The following is a 13858-nucleotide window of genomic DNA, read 5'->3' on the forward strand; positions in this document are numbered from 1 at the left end:
AAATGGTGAATTTTGGGTAAATATGAGATTTCAGAAATGAGATTTGGGACCCCGCAACAACTCCAAACATTCCAACCCTCAAACTCTAAAACTCAAATTCAGGCTAAGATAATATTTTCCGGAGAATAAGGTTAGTAGCATCAGGTTTTTCATCTACAAATTTTTTGGCATTGTCAGATCTTTCTTTAAGTTCCTCTTCATTATTCAGGAGAAACAATACAAAATCTGCCGCTGCATATTCCTCTGTAAAAGATTTCCCTCCCTCAGCAGCAATAAGGCCGTCTGCCTCAGGGTTTTTTCTGTAATGATCTCCAAAAATTACAGGAACGCCGAATGTTGCTGCTTCCAGAATATTATGCAATCCTGCATTATGAAAGCCTCCGCCTACAACGGTTACATCTGCATAAGAATAAAGTTTTGACAATAAACCAATACTGTCGATGATCAGTACCTGAGCATTAAGATTTGCCGGCTGCGAGTTTTTGATCTCGCTGTATAATAAAGCATCAGGAAAAGACTGTTTGAGATGGGCTACTCTTTTCAGATCATGAGGAGCAATAATCAATCTCAGGTCAGCATTCATTCTGGAAATTGTGATTGCTATTTTTTCCTCTGCCTGCCACGAACTCCCAAATACTATGGTTTGATGATCACCTATAAAATCTGCAATAAAATCAACATGATTATTACGTTCCCTAAGCTGTTTTACCCTGTCAAATCTCGTATCCCCAGTAACTGAAGAATTATTAAGTCCGATGCTTTTGGCTAATGCAAAAGAAAATTCTGTTTGATGAAAAAACCAGTCCACATTTTTTTTAAGCTGCTTTACAAACCACTTTCCGTAGGAGGTAAAGAATGCCTGTCTTTCATAGAACAAAGCAGAGATCACATAGATCCTGGTGCCTTTCTGTTTCAGCTCAGCCAACAAGTGATACCAGTAATCGTATTTCACTGTAAAGAACAATTCCGCATCAAACCGGGAAATAAATTCCTTTATAGTGCTTTTTTTATCGAAGGGTAGATAGCAGATTACATCTGCAATATGTTTCTTCTTTATAACATTTTCATAACCGGAAGGGGAAAAGAAAGTGATGAGAATCTTATGAGCTGGAAATTTCTCTTTAAGCTTTTCTAAAACAGGAAGTCCCTGTTCATATTCACCAAGACTGGCCGCATGCATCCAGATCACCTTATCTGAGGGTGAAAATACCGTTTTTACCTTGTCTAAAGATTGTTTTCTTCCTTCAACTCCTTTTTTAGTTTTATCATTAAACCAAGAGAAAACTTTCATTCCAAAAATGAGCAGGCTGACGAATATGTTGTATAGAAAAGACATTTAATTTATTTTTCGATTTCAGTTCGGTCATTATTTGTAGATGGGCTGGAGATAACCAGGAACTCCAATTCATCCTGAGATTCGTTGGAAATAAAATGTTCTGATTGGGGTTGAATGGAAATACTTTCTCCTGCCTTTACTGAAAATTTTTTATCATTAATATCAAATACAGCTTCCCCCTTTAAAATGTAAAAAACCTGTTCTGCTGCTTTATGAAAATGAAGTTTTTCAGCAGTTCCGGGGGGCATTTTTTCCTGTTTTACGGAAAGACTGTGGGAATCATTCAGAACCCAGCTGTCGCAGCCGTTTCCCCAGATATAATGCGGTGAATTATCTTTAGAATATATCATTTGAATATGGCTACAAAAATAAAAACGATGATTAAACTTCCTATTACTGATAAAATAGCTGTAGATAATGGGATTTTTGGTTTTACATTCTCATCAAAAGAATATCTGAACATATAGTCCTGCCCATTCATAAGAATACACATGATTAATACAAACAGCCACCTTATAAAAACTTCCATGATCAGGAACTGGGCATACCTGTTCTTATCTGTAATTTCAACCGGAAAATTAGCTGTTTCCGGATGTCTTAATGCATAGGCAAAAAAACAAAATAAAGCCGTCCCAATAATCGGAGTTAAAAAAGAATATCTCTTGCTTCCAAAATTATCGGCCTTTCCGTTAAAATCAAAATGCACGGGAATTCTTTCAGGAAGGTTTTTGTAATGCTTCAGGGTAAACCACCAGAAAAAAACTACTAATCCGAAATTAAAAATATCAAAAATTGTAAAAATAATATTCTCCATTCAGACCATATTTTGAAGCTAGAGTACGTTTTTGATCACTCTCAGCTTATGGGTATGCTTATTCATTTCTTTGTTGAAAATCCCGGTAGAGTCCAGGGTATCTATTCTCACTTTTCCTGAGGCATGAATGATCTTCTGATTCTCAAGCATAATTCCTACATGAATAATTTTACCTTCAGGGTTTTCAAAAAATGCTAAGTCACCGGGCTGGCTCTCTTCCACAAAACTCAAAGGTTCACCTACCTCTGCCTGCTGATAGGTATCTCTCGGTAATTTAATATCATGAATTTTATATACAAGCTGGGTAAAACCGGAACAGTCTACTGCAAAAAAACTCTTTCCACCCCATAAATAAGGGACATTAAGAAATTCCCTGGCAGCTAAAGCTATGCTCTCACGGAGATCGTGGCTTCTTCTTGAGGCTACAGCCGGAAATTCTACCTCAGAACCCATTGACAGAAGGGTCTTTCCGTCATTCATTAATACTGAGGAAAAATCTTCAGTCACTACGGTAACTTTTCTTTTTGCCAGTTCTTCCTCAGTTACAGGTTTCAGCTGTTTGGTATCCATCCATCCTTCATAGCCGTCATAGTGCATTTTTATTCTGGTCCAGTTTTTATTCACTTCCAGAATATCAGCACTTTCTCCAAACAGTATTTCCGTAACAATTTCCGCTTTGTCAGAATTCTCTGCCCGAACCGGTGCTACCGTAACATTACAAATTCCTTTATTCATTCATTCTAAATTAAAAGATTCAATGACTTAAAGATTAAAGAATTAGATTCCGTAAAATCTTATAATTCCTTAATTTTTAAATCTTTTACCTATTTTCTTCTCAGAAAATTCACTCCGTCACGCAAAGGTAAAATAAGATTTTCAAAATCATCGTCTTTTGCGATCAAATCATTCAGTTCCTGGATAACCTGTGTAGATCTCTGTTTCGGATTTTCCTCCAGTACTTTTCCGTACCATAAAACGTTATCAAACATGACTACCGAACCCGTTTTTGTCCTGGGCTTGATCAGTCTGAAATATTCCGCATAATTTTCTTTATCAGCATCTATGAAGACAAGATCAAAAATCTGATCCGTCTCTCTTAAGAATTCTTTGGCATCCTGAAGCTTAAAATCTATCTGTCCTGCATATTCACTTTCTTCAAAATATTTTTTCGGAAGATAAGCAAGATCTTCATTCACATCCAGTGTGGTAATTCTCCCATCTTCAGCAAGTCCTGCAGTCAGACATAGTGTGGCATATCCTGTAAAGGTTCCTATTTCCAGCACATTCTTAGGCTGCATCATTTGGGAAATAATGGTTAGAAGCCTTCCCTGCTGATATCCTGATATCATGTGCGGCTGTGTGGTCTTCTGGTAAGTCTCTCTTCTCAGTTTTTTCAGAATTTCAGGCTCTGAGGAAGCATGTGTTTCCAGATACCTGTCCATTTCAGGATTTTTTTCTTCAAAAAAGCTCATACTGCAATTCTTTTATGTTATTCAAAAATACTTAAATAACCCGAGTTTGGGGCAAAAAAAGTTAAGATTATGGGACTGACAGAAGGAAAAAGAGACTGCAAGTCATCCATGTTAAGCTTTAAACCCTGACTTGGATTTTAAAGTTCAAAAAAAAGGAGGAAAATGAATCCCTCCTCTTTTTGAATATAATCTACTTTTCCATTACAAAGCGATACAATACTCACCTGGTGTACCACATACCCAACCCGGACAGCAGTCTTTTGTCACACGACAAATTATCTGTGGATTACAATCCTGAAGAGCACCCCGTACATTTTTCATTTGTCCTCTTGAAAGTTTTTTTAAATTTTTCATATTTTTTAGTTTAGTATTAATTCCTACTCTTTAAGATTTTCGGATACCTCTATATTTATTTCTCTTTAATGAGACTTAAATATAAACATTCTTTTAAAATAAATAATAGAATTAATAAAACGTTCTGTCACTTTTTAGATCAATAGAATATTGAACTCATGCTCTTTACCTGATTTTTACTTTTTTCTTGTTAATGTATAAATTCCCCACATTATTTGAATGGAAACGCAACATCACCGGCTGCCTTTTTCCTTACAAAAGGAAAAAAAATTCATTATTCCGGGAAAACCACAGTAGAAAATACCGTGAAAATACGGATATGTTTGCCTCGAAGATAGTTATACATTTGCATAGAACAAGGGGTAAAAACACTAAGACAAAAACAATGAATGCAGGGGGAAAACTAATTAACACTGAGAATCGGAAGACCGCAAGGCCAAAAGGCAGTGCGGATTCTTCGTCCAAGAAAACTAAGACAGAAATATCCAACTCATTTTTTCAACGAATTATTTCATTATTGAAAAAAGAAGAATTAATTTGATTAAAAAAAAATCCCGAATGACTTCGGGATTTTTTATGGGTATGTATGTTCAATTACTTCTTAGGAGCAATATCCATTAATTTCATGAATTCATCCAGCTTAGGCATAATGATGATTTCCGTTCTTCTGTTTTCCGCTCTTCCTGAAACACTCATATTGGTTGCTTTAGGATTGTATTCGGAACGTCCTCCCGCAGTAATTCTTGCCGGATCTACTCCAAACTGTGTCTGAAGAACCTTCGCAATTGCCGTACCTCTCAATGCAGAAAGATCCCAGTTATCTCTTGGCAGGTTAGGTGAGCTTAAAGGTGCATTATCTGTATTCCCTTCAATCAGTACAGAATACTTATCATAATCATTAATTACCTTAGCTACTTTTCCTAATACTTCCTGAGCAGCAGGCAGTACATTGTAATCTCCTGTTTTATACAGCATTTTGTCAGAAAGTGAGATCATTACAACACCCTTCAACACTTTTACCTGTACATCATCATCCGCTACATTATCAAGAGATCTTTTAAGCTTGTTAGACAATGCCATATTCAGACTGTCATTCTTAGCATTGTTTGAAATCAGCTGTTTGATATAGGAATTGGAAGCATTAATCTCTCCCACCAGTTTATCAATATTAGCTGAGCTTTTCCCTGTATTTGAAAGACATGCATCCAGAGATGATTTTAAAGCATCATGCTGGCTTTTTAAAAGACTATTCTCACCTGACAATGCAGAATTCTGAGACTTTAAATCCTGGATCTCTCTTTGTCTTTCCCCGATATTTTCAATACACTGCTTATAGTTGGAGCTTAATGCATCATACTGCTTTTTACTGACACAAGATGTCAATGCCAACGCCATTGCAGATACTCCTAAAATTTTAATAATCTTCATATGTAATCATTTTTAGACGAATCAAAGTTAGGAAAATTGAATTGAATTTTATGGATTATCTTTGCATAAAAGAAATCTTCAACATACCTTTTGGAAAATTTTAGTTTTAAAAAACAGCTTGAAACCCTTGTCCGAAATCCGGAAACTCACAGCTATCTTCTGGCTGTAAGCGGAGGTGCCGATTCTATGGTTCTGACCTCTCTTTTTAAGGGTTTGGGGCTTAATTTCCAGGTAGCTCATGTCAACTATAAACTCCGGGGTGAAGATTCTGATTCAGATCAAAAAACGGTTCACGATTTTTGTGAGAAAAATCATATTCGTTTTCACCTGTATGAGGTTTCGGAAAAAGACAATAAACCGGAAAATTCTATCCAGCTTTGGGCAAGGGAAATCCGTTATCGCTTTTTCAGGGAAGTTCAGCAGCAGGAAAACCTTGAATTTCTTGTTACCGCCCACCATCTGAATGACCAGCTGGAAACTTTCATCATTAATCTTTCCAAAGCTTCCGGCATCAGCGGACTGAGTGGAATTCCGGCAAATAAAAACAATATGATCCGGCCGCTCCTCAACTTTTCAAAAAAAGAAATTTATGAGTACGCTGAAAAAAATAAAATTGATTTCCGGGAAGATCTTTCCAACAAGAAAAGTGATTATTTAAGAAACAAAATCAGAAATGAGATCGTTCCCAAGCTTTTGGAAACGAATGAACATTTTTTAGACAATTTTAAAAAAAGCTCTTCTTATCTTAATCAAACCAGAAATTTTGTAGAAAAACAGATCGGGGAAATTGAAAATAAACTTACGGTATTTAACCCTGAGCATAAAATCTTATCCAAAGAAAAGCTGGTTCAGGAAAGCGCCTTCATACAGTTTGAAATTTTAAAGAAATACGGATTCGACAAACAAGAAGAAATTTCCAAAATTTTTGAAGCGGAAAATGGCAGTTCTTTTTTTTCAAAAGACTATCAGCTTATGATCAGCCGCGATGAATTAATTTTCATCAGTAAAAACCAAAAGCAGGAAACCAAAGATGAAATTATTCTGGTTGAAAATTTTGATTTTTCTGAAATCCAAATGGCTATCAGTCTAGAAAACACAATTGAAAATATTGAAGGAATCAATAACAGTTTTGAGTGGAATTTTGATGCTTCAAAACTTCAGTTTCCATTACGTTTAAGAAAACAGCAGGATGGCGACGAGTTTTATCCGGCTGGTTTTTCAGGGAAAAAGAAAGTTTCTAAATTTTTTAGGGACGAAAAATTATCTATTTTAGCGAGGCCAAAAATTTGGATCCTGTGTGACAACCGCAATTCCGTACTTGGAATTGTACCTCTCAGACAGGACAGGCGATATGCAAGTGATGAGAAAACGCAAAGTATTCTCAAAATTTTTAATGAAAAGAAAAAATGAAATTTAGAAACTGGTTTTTAGCAGTGTTGCTGTTTTTAGCGGCAGGAATGAATGCACAGATCAAGAACCCTGTAAAGTTTAAGTTCACTGTGAACGACTTAGGGAACAACCAATATGAAGCGGTTTTAAATGCTACGATGGAAAGCGGATGGCATATTTATTCTAAAGATCTTCCTGAAGACACGGGAATCCCTACTGAATATAAGGTTTCAGGAAAAAATATCGAACTGATCGGAAAGTTTACTGAAGTAGGCAAAAAGCACGAGGAATTTTCAGAAGCTTTTGGAGGGACCATTGTTTTTTATTCCAATTCAGCCGGTTTCAAACAGAAATTTAAATTAAAAGATCCTGCAAAACCTGCAGGCGTTATTTCTGAGATTACGTATCAGACTTGCGATGACAGGGTTTGTCTGGCTCCGAATACGTTAGAATTCAATCAGAAAGTAACCCCAAAAGGAGCGGCTGAGGAAGCGGTGGAAGAAAAAACTGAAACCACAAAAGATTCGGTAAAAGCTATAGAAACGGTGGCTGCAGCTCCTGAAAAAGGAGAAGTAACGGTTACAGAAACTTCAACACTGGATCCAAAACAGTTAAAAATAGCAACGATTGATTTTCAGAAACCTTTGACGGATTGTGGAACAGCTGTGGAAGAAGTAGGAGAAAACTACTGGACTTATTTATTCTTAGGATTTGTAGGCGGACTGATCGCTCTGCTCACACCCTGTGTTTTTCCTATGATCCCGCTGACGGTTTCTTTTTTTACGAAAGGGAATAAAAATAAGGCAAAAGGTAAAAGAGATGCGCTGATCTATGGATTCTTTATTCTTCTGATCTTTGTTCTTCTGAGCCTTCCTTTTCATCTGATTGATGGAATTGCCGGAAATATTTTCAATGAAATTTCCACCAGTGTATGGCTGAATATTGCCTTCTTTATTATATTCATCTTCTTTGCAGGAAGTTTCTTCGGATATTATGACATCACATTACCGAGCTCTATTGCCAACAAATCTTCGAAAGCGGAAGAAGCGGGAGGCATTATCGGGATTTTCTTTATGGCACTGACACTGGTTATTGTTTCTTTTTCATGTACCGGGCCTATTTTAGGAAGCCTCCTGGGAAGTGCAGTAACGGGATCTACCAACGTGCCTATGCTGCTTACTTTTGCACTGGCAGGATTCGGGCTGGCATGGGCCATTGTTTTTGGATTGCTGGCTTTATTCCCGCAGGCTTTACAGAGCCTTCCGAAATCCGGAGGATGGATGAATACGGTAAAAGTGGTTCTTGGTTTTGTAGAACTGGCTTTGGCTTTAAAATTCTTATCCAAGGCGGATCTGGTTTCAAAGACTTTCTTATTAAAAAGAGAACTTTTCATTGCTATCTGGATTGTTATTGCATTGGGACTTGCGCTTTATTTATTCGGAATCATAAGATTTCCGCACGATGATAAAAAACCGAAAATTTCTGTTACAAGAAAGATACTGGGAGTTCTGGGAATAGGTTTTGTGATCTATCTGATCCAGGGCTTAATTCCTGCTGAACGCCCTAAACTACAGCTTTTAAGCGGAATCCTGCCTCCTCTGAATGTAAGTTATCTTCACGATGAGAAAGACGGTATTCTGGGGATGCATCCAGAGCATGATTTCTTTAAAGCTGTTGAGCTGGCTAAAAAGGAAAACAAACCCATTTTGATCGACTTCACGGGTTATGGCTGTGAAAACTGCCGGAAAATGGAGGAATTCGTATGGAGCGAGCCTGACATCCTTCCAATTTTACAGAATGATGTGGTACTGGCCTCGCTGTATGTGGATGACAAGGAAGAGCTTCCTGAGGATCAGAAAACAAAAATAGATCTTGGGGACGGACAAATCAAAAAGGTAAAAACAATCGGTGACCGGTGGAGCCTATTCCAGCAGGTGAATTTCAACAACAATTCCCAGCCGCATTATGTTCTGATAACACCGGACGGAAAAGTAATCAATACGCCCGTTTCCGGATATATGCCGAAAGAAGATTTTAAGAAATTCTTAGAGTGCGGCGTGAATTATTACAAAACAACGAAGTAAGATTTACTTTTAAATATAACAAAAGCCTTATCAATTCATTTTGGTAAGGCTTTTTTGTATTCTTACGGATAGACGGTACTACTAAATCTTTAAATTTTAAAGTACTTCATTAATAAACACAACGGTTAAATAGAAACGATTCAACCTGAGAAAACACTATAAACAAATAGTAATCATCCCCTTAAAAAATCATAAAGCCTTGCGAATATAAAACTTCATAAGGCTTTTCTATGTCAAACATTTTATAAATTTAAAAATTTATTGCCATTTATTAATTTTAGGTATAAACTTTGTATAGATTCCTTCAAATAAGTATCAACACTTTGCTTTTTATCAAAAACCGTTTAACATTTAAAAATATTAATTATGGCTGAAGTAATTGCACAAGACAAACAGGGAGGCAAGCAAAAGAAAAAATTAATTCGCGTAGACATGACTCCAATGGTGGATCTGGGATTTTTACTGATCACATTCTTTATGTTCACCACTAATTTCACAAAACCCAATGTGATGGATCTGGGGCTTCCGGCAAAAGATTCTAATCCGCATCCAATCATCGAAAATGTAATCGGGGATAAAAACCAGGTTACCTTTATTTTAGGAAAAGACAACAGGGTATTTTACCACCAGAGCAATGAGAACGATCTGAATGCAGGAAATTTGAAAGAAACTGATTTCAGCGGGGTGAAAATCTCCAAGATTATTTCTGAAGCCTACAAAAATGCACCAGCGCCGGAGAAATTTACAATTATTGTAAAACCGACTGATGAGGCCAATTATAAAAATTTCGTGGATATCCTGGATAATATTGCAATCTCTAAAAAAGAAAGATACGGGATCACAGATATAAAACCATGGGAAAAGAAAATTTATACCGAATTAACCAAATAATATAAAGGAGCATTTTTACAGTGCTCTTTTTTTATTTAAATTTGAAAATACAACTGACCTCGTCTGCCGAATATTTTTAACTGTTATAAAATTCAAGATTATGCTGAACTTTGAAAGAAAAGGAAATGGAAAAGAGATTCTGGTACTGCTTCACGGCTTTATGGAAAACCTTTCTATCTGGAGTGATATGGAACCGCATCTTTCGCGAGATTTTTCACTGTTGAAAATAGATCTTCCGGGCCATGGACAATCTGATATTCTGGCTGAGGTTCACACAATGGAACTGATGGCTGATGAAGTAAAAAAAGTTTTAGACCATGAGAAGCTGGATAAAGTACATCTTTTGGGGCATTCCATGGGAGGATATACTTCGCTGGCTTTTGCAGAAAAATATCCTGAAACGCTTAAAAGCCTGACCTTATTCTTTTCCACCTATTTTCCTGACGATGAAGAGAAAAAGCAACAGAGGATCAAAAGCTACAGGATCATCAAGGATGCATTTCCCCATTACGTACGGGCCGGAATTCCCAATCTTTTCAATCCCAATGAAAGAGATGTTCTGGAAGGTAAAATTGAAACCGCGCTTGAGACGGCGCTTTCTACCAACAATATGGGAGCCCTTGCCTGTGTAAAAGGCATGGTGGAAAGAACGGACAAAAAACACGTCATGGAAAACCTGGAAGCTAAAATCCTGGTATTGGCAGGAAAGCACGACAACGCTGTAAAAACAAATACAACGATTAAACATCTACCGGACAGAACCAATATAAAATCCTATATCCTGGACTGCGGACACAATGGGCACTGGGAAAAACCGGGGATCTGCGCTGAAATTATCAATACTGAACTCCTTCATAACCTTCCCAAGAAATTAGTTCTGTAATACCGGGAATGAATTCTTTGGCCTTCCTATATTCAAAATTTCATGTATCTTAGTAAGGAATAATTATTTTCAATGGGTTTATTCTCTTTCAAAAAAAAGAAACCGCCGGTCATCGGCCTTACACTTTCCGGTGGAGGAATGCGTGGGATTGCCCATATTGCAGTACTGAAAGCCCTGGAAGAATATAACCTGAAACCGCAGATTATTTCTGGAACCAGTGCCGGTTCTATTGTGGGGGCATTTTATTCCTTCGGAAAATCTCCGGATGAGATGATGGATATTGTAAAACAAACAACATTTTTTTCAAGGTCTTATCTGAAACTTTCTAAAAACGGTATTTTCAGCTCCAATTTCATCTTAAAACTTTTTAATGATCATTTTCCTGAGAATGATTTTAAGATCCTAAAAATCCCCGTTTATGTTGCTGCTACAGAAATGACCCACGGAATTGTGGATTTCTTTTCAGAAGGTGAGCTTTTCGGGCCGCTTCTGGCCTCAACAAGCGTTCCTTTTGTTTTGCCTCCTGTGAGAATGGGTGAAAAAATATATGTTGACGGAGGTGTTTTAGATAATCTTCCCATAGAACCCATCATCGACAAATGTGACTTTCTAATTGCCTCACATGTCAATTCAATAAGCTATGATGAATTAAATAAGATGAGCCTGATGAAGGAATTTGACCGTATTCTCCATTTAGCGATTGCAAAATCGGTTTACTCCAAAGCAAAGTCCTGTGACATCTTTTTAGATCCACCCAAAATGACAAAATTCAGCTTATTCAGTAAGAAAAACCTCGACATTATGTTTCAGGAAGTATATGAATATACCTGTGAAGAGCTTGAAAGCAAGGGATATTCTAAAGATTCGGATGTCGGGGTGTAAATATTGAGTGTAGGAGTTAACTGACATAGATCAGTCCTGTATAATTTCTCTTACAATTCCTCCTGCTCCAGTCTTTTCTTAAATGTTTCGATGGTGTCCGGGAGAGATTCATTAGATTTTCCACCCGCTGCATTAATATGTCCGCCGCCGCTGAAATACTTTCTGGAGAATTGGTTTACATCCACATCATCCTTACTTCTGAAAGAGATTTTAATGAAGTCATCATACAGATCCTCCATAAAGAAAGCCGCCATTTTTACTCCTGCAATGCTCAGTCCATAGTTGACAAAACCTTCCGTATCCCCTTTCTGAAAACCAAATTCTTTCAGCTCGTTTCTTGTAAGAGACAGTACAGCTACTTTGCCATCATTTACCACTTCTATCCTTCCCAGCACGAGAGCAAGAAGATGAAGGCGGGAAACCGTATTGGTATCCCATGTATTTGAAGTTATAATGGACGGATCAGCTCCCTTTTCTATCAGATTAGCAATAATCCTGTGGGTTGTTGCGCTTGTGGAACGGAAACGGAAACCGCCTGTATCCGTCATGATCCCTGTATAAAGGCATTCAGCAATATCCTGATTCACCAGATTTTCATCTTCCATTGCCTCAATAAAATGATAGATCATCTGCGAAGTGGCAGGAATCACTGTATCTGAATAAACAAAATCGAAATTCTCCGGCTGCTGGTGGTGGTCGATTAGAATTTTCTTAGCTTTGGAATTGATCAGCCATTCCCCTAATAATCCTATTCTTGAAGGAGAATTAAAATCCAGACAGAAGATAACATCTGCCCCACTGATCAGATCAAATGCATATTTTCTTTTATACTCTCCGATGATCACCTTTTTAGATTCGGGCATCCATTTCAGAAATTTCGGAAAATCATTGGGAACGATTACTTCAGCCGGAATTCCTTTGGTCCCAAGATAATGCTTTAATCCCAGGCTGGAACCTATGGCGTCTCCATCCGGATTATAGTGGGTAAGGATAATTATTTTGTTTTCAGGCGTAAGTAATGTATTGATATCTAAAAGTTCTGCTGGTGTAAACATCGTGTGTTTATTTTTCTTTAAATTTGAGTTTTCAAAGATAGAGCTTTTAAATAAATCATCTCATATATTATTTCTTTACGCAGAATTTTGTTTCTTTACGCAGTTTGTCCATATTGAGATAAATAACATTTCAAATAATTTCTAAAAAAAGATGAGTAAAATTTGTAACTTTTAAAAATTTCTATATCTTTGCAACCTGAAAATTAATAGATTAATTACGATTTAAATATATAGTAATGAGTAAAAGAACATTCCAGCCATCAGAAAGAAAGAAAAGAAACAAACACGGTTTCAGAGAAAGAATGTCTACGCCAAATGGTAGAAGAGTTTTGGCAGCAAGAAGAGCTAAAGGCAGAAAGAGTTTAACTGTTAGTGCAGCCCGCGCTAAGAGATAATATCTCGAATTATCATATACAGATCATGCTTGAAAAGAAGTTTTTCAGGCATTTTTTGTTGTTAAAATTTCCTAAAGTTTAGGGTTTTTAAGCTTCTTTTTTCTATTTTTAAGATCTGAAAAAATATTTTAGAAATAGCACCATAAAATTGAATTATGCCGCATACACATATCTCCGGAGATAATATAATAAGCTTACAGCACGCAAAAATTGCGCAAAAAAACTTCACTGTTCTTTCTGACGTTAATCTTAACATCAAAAAAGGCAGATTCTGCTACCTTATCGGAAAAACAGGTTCCGGAAAAAGTTCGCTTCTGAAAACACTTTACGGACACATTCCTTTAGCATCAGGACACGGAGCAGTGGTAGGTTTTGAACTTGCCAAACTGAGACCTTCCGATATTCCTAACCTGAGAAGAAAACTAGGGATTGTATTCCAGGATTTCCAGCTGCTTTCTGACAGAACAGTTGAGAAAAACCTGAAATTCGTACTTGAAGCAACAGGATGGAACGATAAAATAAAAATGGAGGACCGCATCAATGAAGTTCTGGGAAGCGTAAACATGAAAAGTAAAAAGCACAAGATGCCCCATGAACTTTCAGGAGGAGAGCAGCAGCGTATTGCCATCGCAAGAGCTCTACTGAACCATCCTGATCTTATCTTAGCGGATGAGCCTACAGGAAATCTTGATCCGGAAACATCCAACGAAATCATGACACTTCTGAAGCAGGTAGCCCTTGAAAACGGAGCTGCTGTGGTAATGGCAACACACGATTATCATATGATTCAAAACTTCCCGGGAGAAGCCATCAGATGCGAGGACGGAAAAGTTTCTGTACTGGATACAGCTGAGTTATTTGAGTAAGAATAAAAG

15 protein-coding genes are annotated in these 13858 nt (G+C 37.1%); 7 read left to right on the top strand and 8 right to left on the bottom strand.

What is annotated here, in order from left to right:
* Positions 1–103: 103 nt before the first annotated feature.
* The 7 genes from J4Q03_RS02095 to J4Q03_RS02125 form a co-directional block, all read right to left on the bottom strand.
* A complete protein-coding gene (locus J4Q03_RS02095; protein ID WP_426046566.1) occupies positions 104–1336 on the bottom strand; it encodes a 3-deoxy-D-manno-octulosonic acid transferase in 1233 nt (410 codons plus the stop codon).
* A 5-nt stretch (positions 1337–1341) separates the two neighbouring features.
* Positions 1342–1686 (bottom strand): cupin domain-containing protein, encoded by a 345-nt coding sequence (locus J4Q03_RS02100; RefSeq protein ID WP_426046567.1) that lies wholly within the window; start codon positions 1684–1686, stop codon positions 1342–1344.
* Positions 1683–2150 carry a DUF1648 domain-containing protein gene (locus J4Q03_RS02105; protein WP_426046568.1) on the bottom strand — a complete coding sequence of 156 codons (468 nt, stop codon included), beginning with the start codon at positions 2148–2150 and terminating at the stop codon, positions 1683–1685. Before J4Q03_RS02105 ends, J4Q03_RS02100 begins: the two co-directional genes overlap by 4 nt.
* Before the next feature lie 18 nt (positions 2151–2168).
* A complete protein-coding gene (locus J4Q03_RS02110; RefSeq protein ID WP_426046569.1) occupies positions 2169–2885 on the bottom strand; it encodes an NlpC/P60 family protein in 717 nt (238 codons plus the stop codon).
* 89 nt (positions 2886–2974) lie between these two features.
* Complete coding sequence (locus J4Q03_RS02115; protein WP_426046570.1) at positions 2975–3622, bottom strand: O-methyltransferase; 648 nt, start codon at positions 3620–3622, stop codon at positions 2975–2977.
* A 201-nt stretch (positions 3623–3823) separates the two neighbouring features.
* Positions 3824–3976 (bottom strand): CCPGW family putative bacteriocin, encoded by a 153-nt coding sequence (locus tag J4Q03_RS02120; RefSeq protein ID WP_426046571.1) that lies wholly within the window; start codon positions 3974–3976, stop codon positions 3824–3826.
* A 594-nt stretch (positions 3977–4570) separates the two neighbouring features.
* A complete protein-coding gene (locus J4Q03_RS02125) occupies positions 4571–5404 on the bottom strand; it encodes an OmpA family protein (protein WP_426046572.1) in 834 nt (277 codons plus the stop codon).
* Between the two features lie 90 nt (positions 5405–5494).
* On the opposite strand from J4Q03_RS02125, the gene tilS reads away from it, so the two are divergent.
* From tilS to J4Q03_RS02150, 5 genes are all read left to right on the top strand, one after another.
* Positions 5495–6814 carry a tRNA lysidine(34) synthetase TilS gene (tilS, locus tag J4Q03_RS02130; RefSeq protein WP_426046573.1) on the top strand — a complete coding sequence of 440 codons (1320 nt, stop codon included), beginning with the start codon at positions 5495–5497 and terminating at the stop codon, positions 6812–6814.
* Positions 6811–8877, top strand: a complete 2067-nt coding sequence (locus J4Q03_RS02135; protein ID WP_426046574.1) for a cytochrome c biogenesis protein CcdA — start codon at positions 6811–6813, stop codon at positions 8875–8877. The genes tilS and J4Q03_RS02135 overlap by 4 nt, the downstream gene beginning before the upstream one ends.
* Positions 8878–9243: 366 nt before the next feature.
* On the top strand, positions 9244–9768 hold the full coding sequence (locus tag J4Q03_RS02140) for a biopolymer transporter ExbD (RefSeq protein WP_426046575.1): 525 nt from the start codon (positions 9244–9246) through the stop codon (positions 9766–9768).
* A 100-nt stretch (positions 9769–9868) separates the two neighbouring features.
* Complete coding sequence (locus J4Q03_RS02145; RefSeq protein WP_426046576.1) at positions 9869–10651, top strand: alpha/beta fold hydrolase; 783 nt, start codon at positions 9869–9871, stop codon at positions 10649–10651.
* A 72-nt stretch (positions 10652–10723) separates the two neighbouring features.
* A complete protein-coding gene (locus J4Q03_RS02150; protein ID WP_426046577.1) occupies positions 10724–11533 on the top strand; it encodes a patatin-like phospholipase family protein in 810 nt (269 codons plus the stop codon).
* Between the two features lie 50 nt (positions 11534–11583).
* Here J4Q03_RS02150 and J4Q03_RS02155 read toward each other — a convergent pair whose 3' ends face one another.
* The gene (locus J4Q03_RS02155; RefSeq protein ID WP_426046578.1) at positions 11584–12588 is read right to left on the bottom strand and encodes a DHH family phosphoesterase; all 1005 of its coding nucleotides are present in this window, start codon (positions 12586–12588) and stop codon (positions 11584–11586) included.
* 236 nt (positions 12589–12824) lie between these two features.
* On the opposite strand from J4Q03_RS02155, the gene rpmH reads away from it, so the two are divergent.
* Both rpmH and J4Q03_RS02165 read left to right on the top strand, forming a co-directional pair.
* On the top strand, positions 12825–12983 hold the full coding sequence (rpmH, locus tag J4Q03_RS02160) for a 50S ribosomal protein L34 (RefSeq protein WP_034701860.1): 159 nt from the start codon (positions 12825–12827) through the stop codon (positions 12981–12983).
* Between the two features lie 155 nt (positions 12984–13138).
* A complete protein-coding gene (locus J4Q03_RS02165) occupies positions 13139–13849 on the top strand; it encodes a cell division ATP-binding protein FtsE (protein WP_116014220.1) in 711 nt (236 codons plus the stop codon).
* Positions 13850–13858 lie beyond the last annotated feature (9 nt).

The organism is Chryseobacterium sp. NFX27 (genome assembly GCF_049887855.1).
In the GTDB taxonomy this organism is placed as follows: domain Bacteria; phylum Bacteroidota; class Bacteroidia; order Flavobacteriales; family Weeksellaceae; genus Chryseobacterium.

Coding starts and splice junctions, on each gene's coding strand:
- J4Q03_RS02140 (WP_426046575.1), top strand. CDS start 9,244: ATGGCTGAAGTAATTGCACAAGACAAACAGGGAGGCAAGCAAAAGAAA.
- J4Q03_RS02125 (WP_426046572.1), bottom strand. CDS start 5,404: ATGAAGATTATTAAAATTTTAGGAGTATCTGCAATGGCGTTGGCATTG.
- J4Q03_RS02115 (WP_426046570.1), bottom strand. CDS start 3,622: ATGAGCTTTTTTGAAGAAAAAAATCCTGAAATGGACAGGTATCTGGAA.
- J4Q03_RS02145 (WP_426046576.1), top strand. CDS start 9,869: ATGCTGAACTTTGAAAGAAAAGGAAATGGAAAAGAGATTCTGGTACTG.
- J4Q03_RS02155 (WP_426046578.1), bottom strand. CDS start 12,588: ATGTTTACACCAGCAGAACTTTTAGATATCAATACATTACTTACGCCT.
- J4Q03_RS02110 (WP_426046569.1), bottom strand. CDS start 2,885: ATGAATAAAGGAATTTGTAATGTTACGGTAGCACCGGTTCGGGCAGAG.
- J4Q03_RS02120 (WP_426046571.1), bottom strand. CDS start 3,976: ATGAAAAATTTAAAAAAACTTTCAAGAGGACAAATGAAAAATGTACGG.
- J4Q03_RS02105 (WP_426046568.1), bottom strand. CDS start 2,150: ATGGAGAATATTATTTTTACAATTTTTGATATTTTTAATTTCGGATTA.
- J4Q03_RS02100 (WP_426046567.1), bottom strand. CDS start 1,686: ATGATATATTCTAAAGATAATTCACCGCATTATATCTGGGGAAACGGC.
- J4Q03_RS02150 (WP_426046577.1), top strand. CDS start 10,724: ATGGGTTTATTCTCTTTCAAAAAAAAGAAACCGCCGGTCATCGGCCTT.
- J4Q03_RS02135 (WP_426046574.1), top strand. CDS start 6,811: ATGAAATTTAGAAACTGGTTTTTAGCAGTGTTGCTGTTTTTAGCGGCA.
- rpmH (WP_034701860.1), top strand. CDS start 12,825: ATGAGTAAAAGAACATTCCAGCCATCAGAAAGAAAGAAAAGAAACAAA.
- J4Q03_RS02165 (WP_116014220.1), top strand. CDS start 13,139: ATGCCGCATACACATATCTCCGGAGATAATATAATAAGCTTACAGCAC.
- J4Q03_RS02095 (WP_426046566.1), bottom strand. CDS start 1,336: ATGTCTTTTCTATACAACATATTCGTCAGCCTGCTCATTTTTGGAATG.